General features: G+C 34.6%; 11 protein-coding genes, 1 tRNA gene and 1 pseudogene. 11 read left to right on the plus strand and 2 right to left on the minus strand.

Translation table 11 applies throughout. The features are described from left to right. Positions 1-8: 8 nt before the first annotated feature. Entirely contained in the window at positions 9-770 is a 762-nt protein-coding gene (locus tag I215_RS13845) for an SDR family NAD(P)-dependent oxidoreductase (protein ID WP_008992613.1), read from the minus strand. Between the two features lie 411 nt (positions 771-1,181). Here I215_RS13845 and I215_RS13850 point away from each other — a divergent pair, with 411 nt between their 5' ends. From I215_RS13850 to I215_RS13885, 8 genes and pseudogenes are all read left to right on the plus strand, one after another. Continuing rightward, positions 1,182-1,493: an HlyD family secretion protein gene (locus I215_RS13850; protein ID WP_040460495.1), complete on the plus strand. Its 312-nt coding sequence runs from the start codon at positions 1,182-1,184 to the stop codon at positions 1,491-1,493. A gap of 17 nt (positions 1,494-1,510) precedes the next feature. Further along, positions 1,511-2,287 (plus strand): carboxypeptidase-like regulatory domain-containing protein, encoded by a 777-nt coding sequence (locus tag I215_RS13855; RefSeq protein WP_008992615.1) that lies wholly within the window; start codon positions 1,511-1,513, stop codon positions 2,285-2,287. Positions 2,288-2,865: 578 nt separating this feature from the next. Beyond that, complete coding sequence (locus I215_RS13860) at positions 2,866-4,062, plus strand: hypothetical protein (protein WP_008992616.1); 1,197 nt, start codon at positions 2,866-2,868, stop codon at positions 4,060-4,062. 5 nt (positions 4,063-4,067) lie between these two features. Next, on the plus strand, positions 4,068-4,640 hold the full coding sequence (locus tag I215_RS13865; protein WP_040460505.1) for a condensin complex protein MksE: 573 nt from the start codon (positions 4,068-4,070) through the stop codon (positions 4,638-4,640). After that, entirely contained in the window at positions 4,624-8,322 is a 3,699-nt protein-coding gene (locus I215_RS13870; RefSeq protein ID WP_008992618.1) for an ATP-binding protein, read from the plus strand. Before I215_RS13865 ends, I215_RS13870 begins: the two co-directional genes overlap by 17 nt. Then, a complete protein-coding gene (locus I215_RS13875) occupies positions 8,322-9,182 on the plus strand; it encodes a DUF7281 domain-containing protein (protein WP_008992619.1) in 861 nt (286 codons plus the stop codon). The genes I215_RS13870 and I215_RS13875 overlap by 1 nt, the downstream gene beginning before the upstream one ends. Before the next feature lie 311 nt (positions 9,183-9,493). Next, positions 9,494-9,982 (plus strand): annotated as a pseudogene (locus I215_RS13880) (DUF4138 domain-containing protein); the annotation flags it as partial. 211 nt (positions 9,983-10,193) lie between these two features. Next, positions 10,194-11,276, plus strand: a complete 1,083-nt coding sequence (locus I215_RS13885; protein WP_008992621.1) for a Fic family protein — start codon at positions 10,194-10,196, stop codon at positions 11,274-11,276. A 194-nt stretch (positions 11,277-11,470) separates the two neighbouring features. Here I215_RS13885 and I215_RS13890 read toward each other — a convergent pair. After that, a tRNA-Met gene (locus tag I215_RS13890) sits at positions 11,471-11,543 on the minus strand. Positions 11,544-11,668: 125 nt separating this feature from the next. On the opposite strand from I215_RS13890, the gene I215_RS13895 reads away from it, so the two are divergent. The 3 genes from I215_RS13895 (at position 11,669) to I215_RS13905 (ending at position 15,531) form a co-directional block, all read left to right on the plus strand. Continuing rightward, a complete protein-coding gene (locus tag I215_RS13895) occupies positions 11,669-13,036 on the plus strand; it encodes an alanine/glycine:cation symporter family protein (protein WP_008992622.1) in 1,368 nt (455 codons plus the stop codon). Further along, positions 13,023-13,910, plus strand: a complete 888-nt coding sequence (gene era / locus I215_RS13900; protein WP_008992623.1) for a GTPase Era — start codon at positions 13,023-13,025, stop codon at positions 13,908-13,910. The genes I215_RS13895 and era overlap by 14 nt, the downstream gene beginning before the upstream one ends. Before the next feature lie 103 nt (positions 13,911-14,013). Further along, positions 14,014-15,531, plus strand: a complete 1,518-nt coding sequence (locus I215_RS13905; protein WP_008992624.1) for a choice-of-anchor I family protein — start codon at positions 14,014-14,016, stop codon at positions 15,529-15,531. Positions 15,532-15,671: the final 140 nt, after the last annotated feature.

The raw sequence follows: 15,671 nt of genomic DNA on the forward strand, positions 1-15,671 counted from the left end.
AGTTCGGATTAGAGATTCATCCCACCCGAGACTTCAAGCCGTTGTCCATTTATCCAGGCCGCAGCATCTGTACATAGAAAGGCCACAACACCACCAATATCTTCTGCAACACCAGCTCTACCAAGAGCCGTAACTGAGGAGATATAGCTATTATATTGTTCATTATCTCTTAATTGGCCTCCAGCAAAATCGGTAGTAATGGCTCCAGGGGCTATGGCATTCACTCTTATTTTTCTTTCGCCTAGTTCTTTTGCGAGATAACGTGTCAGATTTTCAACAGCTGCTTTAGCGGAGGCATAGGCTGAGTATCCAGGACCGGAAAATCGAGTGAGTCCTGTTGAAATATTCACAATGCTTCCTCCGTCATTGAGATATTTTAATGCTTTTTGAGTGAAGAAAAACACCCCTTTAAAATGAATGTTTATCAATTCATCAAACTGATCTTCCGTTGTATCCGTAAATGGGGTGTTAATTCCGATTCCAGCATTATTGATGAGGTAATCAAATTTGGGACGTCCAGTCTTTTCTTCTAAGTGTGCACCCACTTGGCTCAAGACATCATCAAAAGTATGTATATGACGTGTGTCCAATTGGTAAGTAATTGCTTTTTGTCCTTTGGATTGAATCTCCTGCACAACTTCTTCTGCTTTTTCTTTATTTGAGTGATAGGTCAAAATAATGTTTATATCCTGGTCAGCAATTTTTAGTGCTATATCTTTACCTAAGCCTCTACTTCCTCCAGTTACCAATGCGATTTTAGTATTTTTCATAATTTTTAGTTTTTATTTATACAAATTTCGACAGTAATTCCCAATCACATTTAGCTGGATTTATTGTTTATGTAGTCGAAGTTAGGATTGTCTGGTTTTTAATCTCTTTTGCCTAAGTACATGACAAAAATTGTAAAACAATGATGTTAAATTTATTACATTCCGTTAATAGCACTCTAGATAAATAATCCAATCCATATTTACATACACTCACTGCTCTGCGACCATGTGTTTTAATCTTGATCGGCCTTATTTTCCTGTCGATATAATCTCCTATAAGATAACACCACACGAAGTCAATCATCACTAGGAGTACTAGCTTCTCTAGGCGATCCAGTTTGACCACGTGGGTGTCTTCAATATTGAATCCACTAGATTTTAGATTGAAATAAACAAAAGAATTCTGAATAAATAGCTAAATTAACAACCCCTGCACAAAATTCGGGAAAAATTAAAAAAGGGCAGACTGTAAATATGATGCTCTCTAATTATCCAGAAACAGAATTTGGTGTTTTAAAAGGTACAGTAATGAATATATCACAAATACCCGATGATAAAGGTAATTATATTGTGGATGTCTCAATTCCCCATGAATTAGTGACAAGCTATGGTAAAAGGATCACTTTTAAACAGGAAATGCTGGCACAAGCTGAAATTATTACAGAGGATTTGCGTTTGTTGGAACGACTTTTTTATCAGTTTAGAGTTATAATAATACCTTAGAAAAATTAATAACTTTTATGAATCGTATTATAGTACTATTATTTTTGGTAAATTTCTTTGTTAATGCCCAAAATAGTGGATATATAGAAGGTATTGTTGTGGAAGACAAAAATAATTCTGTAGAAGGAGTTCATGTCTTTAACACAACCACTTTAAAAGGAACCATTACTAATGCCGATGGATTTTTTAAAATCAATGTAAAAGAGCAGGACACAATATTATTTTCAAGTATTTCATACAAAATGAAAGAAATCATTGTGACGGATTCAATGATAAACCGGAAAGGTATCATTATTCAAATGATTTCTACTATCTATGAGTTAGACGAGGTTGTTGTGAATCCCTATGGTAATCTTTCAGGGTTTTTAGAGCATGATATAAAACAGCAACTAAACCAAAATATTATAACAGCATCTAGTTTAGGGCTTCCTAATGCGAATACCCCTAAAATGTCATATTCTGAAAGGAAAATATACTCATTAACTAATCATGATGGTGTTCTTTTTGCCTTAATCAACAAAATATCTGGGAGAACAAAAAAGAATAATAAAATAAAAGCGATCATACGTAAGCAAGATACAATAGAAAAAGTAAGATCATCTTTTCATGACTCTTTGTTCGTATATAGCTTAAAAATCCCACAAAATCAAATAGATGGGTTCATTTACTACTGTGAGGTAGACAGCTCTTTTCAAAAAACAATTGAATTAGAAAACAAATTGGTTCTTTGGGATTTCCTATTGCGAAAAAGTGTGGAGTATAACAATATTATCAATAAAGGGAGTAATAAGTAACCACCTGTAGTCGGTAATTACCAATGCGCAGAAAATTCAAATGTGCTAACAACGGGTGTCCTCGCAAAATTCTTACAGAACAAACTCCTGGGATATTACGTTATGCCTAGAGAACCAACCGACTGAATAAAATTATTGATGCCATAGCCTTGGATACCAACATCCATCAAGGGAAAATCATGACTAAATTAGTGTCAGCTGCACAATCCGGTGAAAACGGGGTTCTTCGTCACTTTTGATGAATATAAATACACAAAATAACTACAAGTAACAATTAGATCAAAGGGTTATATGCAAGAGTGGTACGCATTTAACCAAAAGATTGTTTTTTGTTTGCCGCAAAATGCATTTTTGGTTATTTTGGAAGAAATTTAAAAAACAATAACGGCTTTTTCTCGAGGTTCGGGATTTTGGGCTTGTTTTTCCGCTATTGCATAATGCTTTTAGAAGTTGTTGTGCCAGTGTAAAAAACAAAGCACACAAATAGGCACATTTGGGTATTTTCCGGCTGCTTCACTAGATAGCTAAAGGATAAAAAGAGCCTGTTTTTATTTTTTTGTAATGCTTAATATCAGCAGATGAACACTTTCAATGACATAAAAGAATTGGTTTTAACTCTGAACAGAGAAGCTAAACTCATTGCTGAAATGTTCAGTAAAAGAAAATCTATCGATTATAAATTGAGTGATGCTTTGCAGTTGGTGGATTATGACGAAAATCGAATTGACTTTCTAATACAAAGGTCTGTAATAAGGGAAAATGGTGGTATTTTAGAGTTTGACGACCTCTTTTTGAAATTTTTCGAGGATGTTTTAGATGTTAATGAAGAAATCAACCTCTCCTATATTGACCAAAACATAAAGCACATAAAAGAAAACATCGTTTACTATTTAAATGAAAATAACCAGACCAGAAAATACGGTTATCTAAAACTTATTAAAAAGACCTTCAGGAAAATTGGCCTAATAACCTATAGAAGCGTAGTTGATTTAAGACGAAATATTGAGAATACATTTAAAAACGAAGCAAACTACAAAATCAAACAATTAAAACTGGAGAATCTTGACGATAAAAGAACGACTGTTAACAGTCTGATTAACCAAACCTTATCCCTGATAAACGAGGAAGAAGTTACTTTTTTCAATAGAGCATTTGATGAAGAATTAAACAGGAATATTATTGATCTAAAATATCAATTAAGTGAATGTTCACATAATTTGATTGAGATTGAAAAACAGTTAATCGATTATCTTAACCAAATTAAGAAACACGGCAAGTTCTTGGAAAAACTGCGTAGGCTTAAATATCTCAAAGACCACTTTACCATTGAAGCCGAAACGAACATCAGGCAGATCCTATCGGGTAAAAATCAGGTGGTTTTTGAAAAGAGAATAACGGAACCCTTGAAACTTTCCATTGACTTACTGAGAAACGACGAAAAGGCCTTTGAGACCATTAGGCGTATTGCTAAAAAACATAAAGACCGGAAACGCTTTAAGTCTGAATTAGCGGATAGCATCTCTAGTGATTATCTTGAAGATAATGTTGAAGAGGAAGTTATGATAGATTATGGGGAGATAAGAAATCGATTTATGGCCACCAGTGATAACTTATTTAACTTTATCCTAAATTACGATTTTTTAAAAGAGGTTGATTTCAATGAACGAGTGACCATATTTTGCCAAGTTATTTCACTCTATGAAACCGAATTAGATATAAAAAACGATTTTCAAACACACAATGAGGTGGAATACGCCATGGTAGTCGCAAAGTAATGCTTATGTTAACAAAATATACTTCTGAAATTTTTGATGTCTTGAGAAGGGGTCAATTTATATGCTCTAACAGTCCATATGAAGATATTCAAAGGCTGTACAAAATATTGGATGACCCTAGTACATTTGAGGATTTGTACGAGTATTTTTATCAAATCAACTACATTTTGGAGCAAGGAAACGAGTATTTTTACTTTAGTCGCACAGAGAAAAATGTAGATTTAGACCGAAAATTAGACATCGCCTTTGCTTGGATTGATATATTGGTTTTTTTTAAAACCTTTGATTCTTCTTTTGATGTCGGCTTTCGTTTCTCTCCTTCCGATGTTGTCAATCAATTAAAAAACAATGCTGATTTAAAATCCAAGTTAGATAGTTTTAAAAAAATTGGAACGGACAAGAAAAACTACTCCGAAAGGGTAAAAAAAATAATTGAAAAGTTGGAGAAGGACAACTTTATAGCCCTTGAAAACGAGATTTCAGAAACCTATAAGGTTCTTTCCTCTTTTAACTATTTAAAAGACATTGTCGCTAGCATTAACATTCCCGAAGAAGTAGAAAATGAGATACCTGAATAAAATAGTCTTAATAAATAGTGCCTCAGTAAAATATGCTGAAATTGATTTAGATGGAAATGTTCATTTAATTGGCACCCAAGGCGTTGGAAAAAGCACCTTGCTCAGGGCTATTTTATTTTTTTACAATGCCAATAAAATTAAACTGGGTATTCCAAGAGAGAAAAAAGGATTTGACGACTATTACTTTGCCTATCAAAATTCCTATATCATCTATGAAATAGTAAAAAACGGAGTTCCCTTCTGTGTATTGGCTTATAAGGTTAATGGTAAGGTGGCGTTTCGGTTTTTTGATTCACCCTATAAAAGAGATTTATTCATTGATGACAGCGGAAGAGCCTATGCGAGTTGGGACAACATTAGAAATGCCTTCGGAAGGCATATTCACTATTCTTCCCTTATTACAAGCTATGAAGATTTTCGTAAAATAATTTATGGGGATAACCAAGGGTTAAAGCCGGATTTTAGAAAGTATGCGCTTATTGAGAGTAAGCAGTTTCAGAATATCCCGCGTACGATTCAAAATGTGTTTCTCAATTCAAATTTGGAAGCCAAATTCATTAAAGATACCATTATCAATTCTTTGGATGATGATGAATTTGTAATCGATATTGAAAATTACGCCAAAAACCATTTAAGGGATTTTGAAACCCAAATAAACGATATAAAGGTTTGGTTTAAAGAAAATCGAAAAGGACAAGTGACCGTTAGAAACCAAGCTGATAGAGTGATCGATAAATACAGGCATTACAAATTTTTAAATCGTGAAAAGAAGGAGTTTGCCTCTGATTTGATTTCTAGAATGGGCTTTATCGAAAGGGAGAAGCCGGTTTTATCTTCAGATTATTCAAGAGAACATGAGGTTTTAAATGAACTGATTTCTCAAAAAGAGAATCTAAAAGTTATACATAAAAGGAGGGAACAAAAAATAATCTCTGAAATAGAATACCTTAAAAAGGAGCTCACAAAAGCGAAAGACAAAAGAGCAGAGTATGATAACTTAAAAATAAGTGAAATCATAGAGAGAGTTGCTCAAAAAGATACCTTGACAAATGAGCAAACATCCCTGAATGAGGAAAAGAGTTTGTTGACTTCGCAATTTTCTGAAATCAGCCGTAAATATGAGGCGCTTATTTCGCAGGTTCAAATCAAGCAACAGCAGTTTAAAAACAATCAAGAAGCTAAAATAAACAAGTTAAATGCTGAATTTGCGCAAACCAGAGAAGCAATTACCGCAACCTATCAGGATTTAATTAACCAAATAAATGCGGATCATGACCAAGAAAAAGATATTGCTAACAATGAATTGAATTCAATTATTCAAAAAGAATATAAGGTCAAAAACAAAAGGACTGAATTAAAACATAAAGTTTTTTTCTCTGGTGAAATTGAAAAATGTAAAACTGAAACAAGCGCACTTGATGCTGTGATTTCTAAGGCAAAAGACAAGATTGAAAATTCTAAAAACACCATAACCACTACGCGTAGAGAATGGGAGTTAGAGGTTAAAGAGCTTGAGAGAACGAACCTTATTGAAATAGAAAAGGAAACTGAAAACCACCAGAAGGTATCTGATAAGATTCATGCTATTGAAACCAAAATCAAACAAAGTGAATCCTCACTTTACGGTTGGTTAAATGATAATTACCCAAATTGGAAAAATACTATTGGAAAGGTAGTTGACCAAGAAAATGTGCTTTTCAATACCGAGTTAAATCCAAAATTAGTTGATGGTAAACCGGCCTCACTTTTTGGTGTAGAATTGAATTTAAGTACACTTAGCAACCGAGTCAAGACGGTAAAGGAATATCGTCAGGATATAGAGGGCTATAAAAAGCAATTAAAAGCTGTTCAGGATAAAATTTTAGAACTCAATGCAAGTAAGGATACTGAATTGCAAAAGCTAAAGGCTAGGTTTAACAAGGGTATAAAACAATTAAACGACAGCATTGCAGAGAGTGAGTACATAATAACACAAAGTGAACAAAAGCTTAAGAAAAATAAGATTGATCTGGATCAGTGGACAGTAAAGGCTAGGGAGGAAAAAGCTAAGATCACAGTTCAATTGGAAAATGAATTAGAGAAATTGGCTTCTGAAAAAGAAAAGGCTCAAAGCAATCTGAGCAACCTAAAGAGCGGAATAAAACGGAAAATAACATTAAAAGAGAACGAAAGAAACGCTGAAACCGCAACGGCTGAAAAGGTCAAAAATGATAAAACCACTCGGATTGAGTCGAGTATATCTGAAAATAAAGCCAGTTCAGAACAGCGTATTGGGGAGCTGAAAATAGAGCAAAGCGGTGAATTGGACAATAAAGGTGCCAATACGACACGGCTTAATGAGATTGAGGTTGAATTGACTAAAATTCAAAGTGAGTTAGACTACATAAAAGATAACCAGCGTAAGGTGTTTGATTATGAAAAGGACAAAAGAGAACTTTTCGATAGGGTACCGCAGCTTAAGGCGGATAGGTTAAGTGTAGAAAAAAGACAGAGCCATATTGTGGAGGATCATAAAATTGAACTGGAGAAAATCAATACAAAATGTTTTAATCAAGAGGCTCATGTAAAGGCCATAAAATCGAAACTCGATGATTTTGAATTGGACCTAACTGAATTTGAAAAATTCAGCAAATCAGATATCTATACTGCTATTCAAGGGGATCTTTCAGATGAAGAAGTTGAGCTTGAAGTTACAAAAACAGCCATTTCGATTATTTCTGAAATCAGAGATAAGTACTATAAAGGAATCGACACTTTCAAAGAGTTACAACAAGCGACTAACGCTTTTACGGGTAATTTTAATGAGCATAACATCTTTAGTTTTAAGGTGAAGTTCAATGAGGATAGCGATTATTTAAACTTTGCTTTTAAGCTAAAGGAATTTGTAGAGGAGGATAAGATAAATGAATATGAAAAACGGGTGAATGAGCGTTTCTCCAATATTATTCATTTGATAGGAAGGGAAACCACAGAGCTCAACTCAAAAGAAGCCGAAATAGAAAAGATCATCAAAAAAATCAATGATGATTTTGTTTCCAAGAATTTTGTCCAAGCCATTAAGGAAATGGAAATGCGAACTCAAAAAAGCACTAACCCTATTGTAAAGTTATTAGTGAAAATCAAAGAGTTCAATGATGAGAATAGTTTGATCTTGGGTGAGACAAATTTATTTACTTCTGCCCAGAGTAATTCGAAAAATCAAAAAGCGGTAGAGCTATTAAAGCAATTGGTTAAGGAGTTGGAAAGAACAAAAAGCACTACCTTAACGCTATCTGAATCATTTGATTTACAGTTTAGAATCGTGGAGAACGACAATGATTCAGGTTGGGTAGAGAAACTTTCAAATGTTGGGAGTGAAGGTACTGATGTTTTGGTAAAGGCAATGATAAATATTTTGCTGTTGAATGTTTTTAAAGACAATGCTTCAAGAAAATTCAAAGACTTCAAAGTGCATTGTATGATGGATGAAATAGGAAAATTACATCCAAACAACGTCAAAGGAATTTTAAGGTTTGCCAATGAAAGGAATATACTGTTGATTAACGGTTCTCCAACCAGTCAAAACGCTACGGATTATAAGTATACTTATAAATTGGCGAAAGAGCAGTCCCAAACGGACAATAAGAAATATATAACCAAGGTTAATCGCTTGGTAAAAGTGAATCCAAAAGTTTTGACCTGATGAAGCTAAGTTTAAAAATAGCAAAGGTGTTAGAGCGATTAATAAAAGGGGAGACTATAGCTTACAGTGTTGCTAAAAGTAGGCTAATTGAGGATTTGGTATTTGAAAACATCTTATTAAGAAAAGGAAAACACCGAAAAACGATTTCACTTAGAACTGAAAAGGGACTGAATAACTTTTTAGCTAATCAATTGCAAATCCATAATCTTAATCAATACATCTCTGCTTTAGAAAATGAACAATCAACCCGAGCGGAGTTTGTAAATATCACAACGGATTCTAAAAATTCTAAAGAAAGGGCTTTCAAAGGTTTTTTGGTGAACAGCTATGATCCTATTATTGCTGAATTAAATAATAAAGAACTCATCATTAATCCCGTTGCTGGTAGTTTTACTTTTATTTACGACTATGAAGGCTTTAAAATTCCGGAAGATGTAACTGTGGTTGGCGTGGAAAACGCCAAAAACTTTAGTTGTGTACGAGAACAAAGATATTTGTTCGGAAACATAACGCCATTATTTGTCTCGCGCTACCCACAGAACCAGAATAAAGATTTTATGAAATGGATGAAGTCCATACCAAATAATTACTTACATTTTGGTGATTTCGATATGGCAGGGATTGGGATTTATTTGAATGAATACAAAAATTATCTATCCGACAAGGCATCCTTCTTTATTCCTGAAAGCATTAAAAATGATATCAGGGAAAAGGGAAATAGAAATAGGTATGACACTCAAAGAATTAACTTCAATGTCGATAGTATAGTTGAACCGGAACTTTTGGAGTTAATATTGACAATTAACACAGAAAAAAAAGGATTAGATCAAGAATACTATATCAATGGAGACATAACCTAATGTAATTGTAAAATATAGGTGTTATAGGTAAAGGGAATGTATTTTTAAATGGGAATATCCCAAAAATTATGTGTATTCTTAAATGAAACCAAAACCTATTATCCTTATACAGATTTACGTCTGGTCTATAAAACTGTAGCAGTCTAAACAACTATAGTCCTGGAAGTCTGAGCATATAAACCAAATCAAATGATACCAATGAGGTGATAGGAGTGTAAACTGGAATTGCTAACTTGATCCGCACAAAAAGTTAAGGATAAAAACCTTAATTTTATCATCATCGCAAAAACACGTAAAAAGTATGATAGCTCACAGAAAGTATAGGTACTGAAGTACCGTTGTCGGCGGAGCCAAAACCAATGCAGAAACGATTGGACAGTATTGGGAGAAGTTTGGAATATTATAAATCCTTCAGCAGATACTTACTTAAAACCAAACCCAAAAGATTAGCGTCTAAAAAAAGGAATGGAATTAAACTACAGCTTCAGAAAATGTTTTATCACAAATCTGAAACTTATTTAGTTGTGGAAGTATCTAATACTTCGGGTATTACTTTTGAAACTAATTTTTTAAAAGTTTACAGTGTCAGTGGGAATAAGAAAAGAAAAGCTTCCTATCAATGGCTTGAAATACAACCAGTCTACATTCATAACAATCCAACTAAGATATGGAATGGTCAATCGCTTCGTTTTGTATATATTCTGCCCAAATATGTGCTTGGTGACAAATAAAAATTAATGATCGAATTACAAGAGTTGAATGGGGGCAGGAAGGTGGTTTTAGAATTCCGCCACATCTAAGCAAATGACTATTATGTTTTTGTTAAAATTCGTTTAATTACAATCATAAATAAAGTTTTAATAAAGTCCTTTTTTACGGTATTAATAGATGTATTTACTTTAAATCCTGGGTAAACGAAGGTAATATTTACGCTCGAGCATCAAACAGAGGTAAAAAACAACTATATTTACTCTCGTTTAAATAACACATGTAAATTTCATCCTCGTTTAAATGGCCAAGTTTAATAGAAATACACCGTACAATAATTTACCTCAGTTACCACCTAAAACAAATTTAGAAACTACAACTGTGTTGCGAAAAACAATTGAGGCTAGTAGGTCTTTAGCACAACTTAATGGTATGCTAACAAATTTACCTAATCCAACCTTATTTTTAGACACCATTCATTTACAAGAGGCTAAAGCTAGTTCTGAAATTGAGAACATTATTACTACCAACGATGACCTATACAAATCTATAGTTGCAGATAAAAAATTTGACAATCCAGCTACCAAAGAAGTTATTAGTTACAAAGAAGCGTTATGGAACGGTTTAAAAATCATAGAGAAGCGTCCCTTTATAACAACTAATTTGTGTATTGAAATTGTACAAAGTATAAAGAAAAATAAAGCAGGGATACGATCTACTCCTGGAACAGCTCTAAAAAATTTACAAGGGGAAACAATATATACCCCGCCTACAGGCGAAAATGTAATAAGGGAAAAACTAGATAATCTAGAAATATTTATCAATAATGAAAGATCAATAGATCCCTTAATAAAAATGGCATTATTACATTATCAATTTGAGGCGATTCATCCGTTTGGAGACGGGAATGGTAGAACAGGTAGAATTTTGTTGTTACTTTATCTGAAACTAGAAAAACTGCTGGATACACCAGCTATTTATCTAAGCGAATACATTATTAAGAATAAAGCTGAATATTATTCTAAATTACGTCAAGTAACTGAAGATCAAAATTGGGAATCATGGATACTTTACATGCTCGAGATGATTGATTATACTGCTAAAAAAGGACTGGAACGCTTAAAAAGTGTTACAGGCTTAATGGAAACTATGGGAGAGGAAATAAAAAATTCATTACCTAAAGCGTACTCAAAAGATATGGTTGAGACTCTTTTTAGACTGCCTTACACTAAACGTCAATTCTTAGTTGACGCTGGATTAGGGACATCAAAAACCGTTGGTAATTATCTTTCAGATTTGGAGAAGACAGGTTTTCTAATCTCTGAAAAGGTAGGGAAAGAAAAACTATATCTAAATCATAAATTGATGGCGATTTTAGAGCAGTAAAAAATATAATTTTTGATTTGGACAAGATTTATGATTAGCGACTCCCAAAATCTTTTATTTGGTAAAACACACTGGGTTTACCAATCAAAATCAAAATTCAACAAAAAATATTAAAAAAGGCAAATGTTTTACCTGAGCCGAATTTAAGACATTAAAAAAGGGTTTCAATCTCTTGAAACCCTTGTCTTTACTAGTAGCGGGAACTGGACTCGAACCAGTGACCTTCGGGTTATGAGCCCGACGAGCTACCTACTGCTCTATCCCGCGATGTTTCGGGTGCAAATATACAACGTTTTTATGGTTGTGCAAGGGTTTTATGGAAATTATTTTTTATTGCTTACTTTTTTTGCTTTTCCTTTTTTGAAAAGGATGTTTTAATTACTTTAGTTTTCATGGATACAATCAATTCGGTTCTCAGTTCCCTGATTCCTTACGCAGAATGGGTTATGCTATTTTTTGTAATAGGAGGAGGGTTATTTTTACTTTTTTATTCAAGATTTACACCTTATTTACTATTTCGTCATGCTATAAGTATAGTGCGCGGTAAACATGATGATCCTAATGACCCTGGACAAATCAGTCACTTGCAGGCACTTTTTTCGGCTGTAGCAGCAACAGTAGGCCTGGGGAATATCTCTGGAGTTGCCATTGCAATTTATCAAGGCGGGCCAGGTGTTGTATTTTGGATGTGGATGACGGCCTTAGTAGGAATGATAATAAAGTTCTACGGTTGTAGTTTGGCAGTAATGTACAGAACAGTTCATAGCGATGGAAGACTAGAGTCGGGGCCTATGCACTATATGACAAAAGGGATCGGTTTTATGGGAAAACCTTTAGCTGTATTTTTCTCTGTGGCGGGATTAGTAGGTTTTCTAGGAGTGTTTACAGTAAACCAATTTACCCAAACCTTTATGAGTGTAGTGGATCCTGATGTAACTATTGCTGCTATCGGAGATTTTAATTGGAAATTAATTATCGGTATTAGTTTATCCATAATAACTTCCCTTGTTATTTTCGGGGGATTACAAAAAATTGCTAAGGTATCAACGGCTATAGTTCCTTTTATGATAGGTGTATACTTTGTTGGTGTGATGGTTATACTATTTACTAACGTCGAAGGAATTATACCTTCTTTTGAATTGATATTTAGAGAAGCTTTTAATTTTGATACTGCCGTAAAAGGAGGTTTTTGGGGGTTAGTTATTCTTGGGGTAAGAAGGGCAGTGTTCTCCAATGAAGCAGGACTTGGTAGTGCTCCTATGTACCATGGAGAATCCAAAACAAATGAACCTGTCCAAGAAGGTTTAGTAGCCATGTTAGGGCCGTTTATCGATACTATTATAGTATGCACATTGACAGCAATTACTATAATTATAAGCGGAGCTTACTTAGAGGTTGATGCCAATGGTATTGCGATGACCTTATATGCGTTTGAAAAATCTCTTTTTGGTTATGGTGATATTTTACTCCTTCTCATAGTTGCTGCTTTTGCCTTGTCGACATTATTTACTTATTCTTTTTATGGTACCAAGTGCCTAGCGTATTTGGCGAATCCTAAAATTGCAAAATGGTTTAACGTTTATTACGTGGCAACCATTACCTTTGCAGCAATAACTTCCGTTGGGGTTGTGATTAATCTGATTGATTTGGCTTATGCTCTGATGTGCATTCCAAACATGATTGCACTTATTTGGCTTGCGCCTAAGGTGAATGCATCAATGAAGTTGTACTTAAAAAAGATGAAAGATGAGCGAACATAAAGCAGGCTTTGTAAATATTGTAGGGAATCCAAATGTAGGGAAATCTACCCTTATGAATGCGTTGATCGGAGAGAAGCTCTCCATTATAACATCAAAAGCACAAACCACTAGGCACCGTATTTTCGGGATTGTGAACGGAGACGACTTTCAGGTGGTATTCTCCGATACCCCTGGAATAATAAAACCTGCTTATGAACTTCAATCCTCTATGATGGATTTTGTTAAATCCGCTTTTGAAGATGCTGATGTATTAATATATATGGTAGAGATAGGGGAGAAAGATTTAAAAGATGAAGCTTTCTTTGCAAAAATCACTAATTCAAAAGTCCCTGTTCTTTTGCTTTTAAATAAAATTGATGTATCCTCACAGGAAGTTTTAGAACAGCAGGTACAACTGTGGAAGGATAAAGTTCCTAATGCAGAAATATATCCAATCTCCGCCCTTCAGAACTTTAACGTAGATACGGTATTTAACCGCATTCTGGAATTACTTCCAGAATCACCTGCATTCTATCCCAAGGATCAAATTACAGATAAGCCAGAGCGATTTTTTGTCAATGAGACCATTCGTGAAAAAATTCTAATTAACTACTCTAAGGAAATACCTTATGCCGTTGAGGTGGAAACTGAAGAATTTTTAGAAGACGAAAACATTATACGTATACGCTCTGTTATTATGGTAGAGCGTGATACTCAAAAAGGGATTATTATTGGGCACAAAGGATCTGCTTTAAAAAGAGTAGGGATCCAAGCAAGAAAGGATTTGGAAAAATTCTTCGGCAAACAAGTCCATATTGAGATCTTTGTAAAAGTCAATAAAAATTGGCGCTCAGATCAGCGACAACTCAAACGGTTCGGTTACAACCAGAAATAACATTTACTTTACCTAGGGCAAAATAGGTAACATAAGCATACTCTTATGGTAACAATAGCCTAAGATGCATTTACTTTCTTTGGGGAGAATTAAAAATTAATCAATGAAATTTAAATATGCATTGCTTGTAGCTGCTATAGGTATTAGTTTTGTTGCATGTGAGTCGGATGATAATGAGGATTGTTGTGTCGATCCGATTGATAAAAATATCCGATTTGAGCACCTAACTACCATATCAGCTGGAGGAACCACAGAAATATCTGCATACGACTCTAAGACCAAAAAACTGTTTACTGTAAATCCAGATTTGGATGCGGTGATGATCTATGACCTTACTGATCCATCTAAACCTATAGAAGCAGGAGTGATAGAAGTAAGTGCTACCGGCACTCCAAATAGTGTTTCTATTTACGATAAACAATTGGCCATAGCAGTAGAGGCATCCAATAAACAAAATAATGGAAGTGTGCTATTATTTGACACCCAATCAAATGCTTTAATTCAAAGCTATATCGTAGGAGCGTTGCCTGATATGGTGATGTTTTCCCCAAATGGAAAATATATCGTAGTGGCAAATGAAGCAGAGCCAAGTTCAGATTACCTAACGGATCCCGCTGGTAGTGTCAGTATAATTGAAGTAGGTTCAGGAGTAGTTTCAACCTTAGGATTTGAAGCTTTTAACAATCAATTAAGTGGACTGGAAGAAGGAGGATTTAGGGTTTTTGGACCTGAAGCAACAGTAGCTCAGGATGTAGAACCAGAGTATGTCGCAATTTCAGATGATTCTAAAACGGCTTGGGTAACTCTACAGGAGAATAATGCAATGGCAAAGGTTAATCTAGAGACTAAAAAGATTGAGGCTATTTATCCATTTGGTTTTAAGGATCATATGTTAACTGAAAATATGATTGATGCTAGTGATAAAGACGGTGTTACCGAATTTAAAAACTGGCCAATTTATGGTATGTATCTTCCAGATGCGATAAAATATGCCAATATCAACGGTACAGGATACTTAATCACAGCAAATGAAGGTGATGCTAGAGACTATGATGGATTTTCTGAAGAAACAAGAGTGGAGGACTTAGTCTTAGATGCTACAGTATTTCCAGAAGCTGCAAACTTGCAAGCTAAAGAAAATTTAGGCAGGCTAAAGACAACCACCACTATGGGCGATATCGATGGTGATGGCGATTACGATAAAATATTTGCCTATGGCGCTCGGTCTTTTAGCGTATGGTCTACAACAGGGGATCTTGTGTATGATAGTGGAAACACTATCGCCCAAAGAGTACTTGACCAAACCCCTGGGAGTTTTAATGCTGATCAAGGAGAGGTTGATGGTAGGAGTGATGATAAAGGGGCTGAGCCAGAGGCTATCGAACTCTTGAAGGTAGGTGATAAGACCCTGTTATTTGTCGGGTTGGAGAGAAACAGCCAAGTATTGGTTTATGATTTTAGCAATCCTGTAGCTCCAGAGTTTTTACAGATTTTAGAAAGAGCGGGTGATCATGCTCCAGAAGGGGTGTTAGCCATTGCAGCTGCAGATAGTCCTAATGATAGAGATCTTCTAGTAGTTACCAATGAAGATAGTGGAACAATAACCATATATCAGAATTAAGATTTTGAATTAGAAAAAATAGAAGAGTGTTTAATTTGATTTCTTTTCAAAAGGGGTGTCGGGATTTCCTGGCGCCCTTTTTTAAATTTTACAAAGTCCAAATTATGAGCTTACCCATCTACGCTAATGCGATAGATAGG

The sequence above is a fragment of the Galbibacter marinus genome (assembly GCF_000300875.1).
Taxonomy (GTDB): domain Bacteria; phylum Bacteroidota; class Bacteroidia; order Flavobacteriales; family Flavobacteriaceae; genus Galbibacter; species Galbibacter marinus.

Excerpts from the sequence above, each read along its gene's own strand:
- I215_RS13905 (WP_008992624.1), top strand. The coding sequence starts at position 14,014 with ATGAAATTTAAATATGCATTGCTTGTAGCTGCTATAGGTATTAGTTTT.
- I215_RS13885 (WP_008992621.1), top strand. The coding sequence starts at position 10,194 with ATGGCCAAGTTTAATAGAAATACACCGTACAATAATTTACCTCAGTTA.
- I215_RS13865 (WP_040460505.1), top strand. The coding sequence starts at position 4,068 with ATGTTAACAAAATATACTTCTGAAATTTTTGATGTCTTGAGAAGGGGT.
- I215_RS13870 (WP_008992618.1), top strand. The coding sequence starts at position 4,624 with ATGAGATACCTGAATAAAATAGTCTTAATAAATAGTGCCTCAGTAAAA.
- I215_RS13875 (WP_008992619.1), top strand. The coding sequence starts at position 8,322 with ATGAAGCTAAGTTTAAAAATAGCAAAGGTGTTAGAGCGATTAATAAAA.
- I215_RS13895 (WP_008992622.1), top strand. The coding sequence starts at position 11,669 with ATGGATACAATCAATTCGGTTCTCAGTTCCCTGATTCCTTACGCAGAA.
- I215_RS13860 (WP_008992616.1), top strand. The coding sequence starts at position 2,866 with ATGAACACTTTCAATGACATAAAAGAATTGGTTTTAACTCTGAACAGA.
- I215_RS13855 (WP_008992615.1), top strand. The coding sequence starts at position 1,511 with ATGAATCGTATTATAGTACTATTATTTTTGGTAAATTTCTTTGTTAAT.
- era (WP_008992623.1), top strand. The coding sequence starts at position 13,023 with ATGAGCGAACATAAAGCAGGCTTTGTAAATATTGTAGGGAATCCAAAT.
- I215_RS13845 (WP_008992613.1), bottom strand. The coding sequence starts at position 770 with ATGAAAAATACTAAAATCGCATTGGTAACTGGAGGAAGTAGAGGCTTA.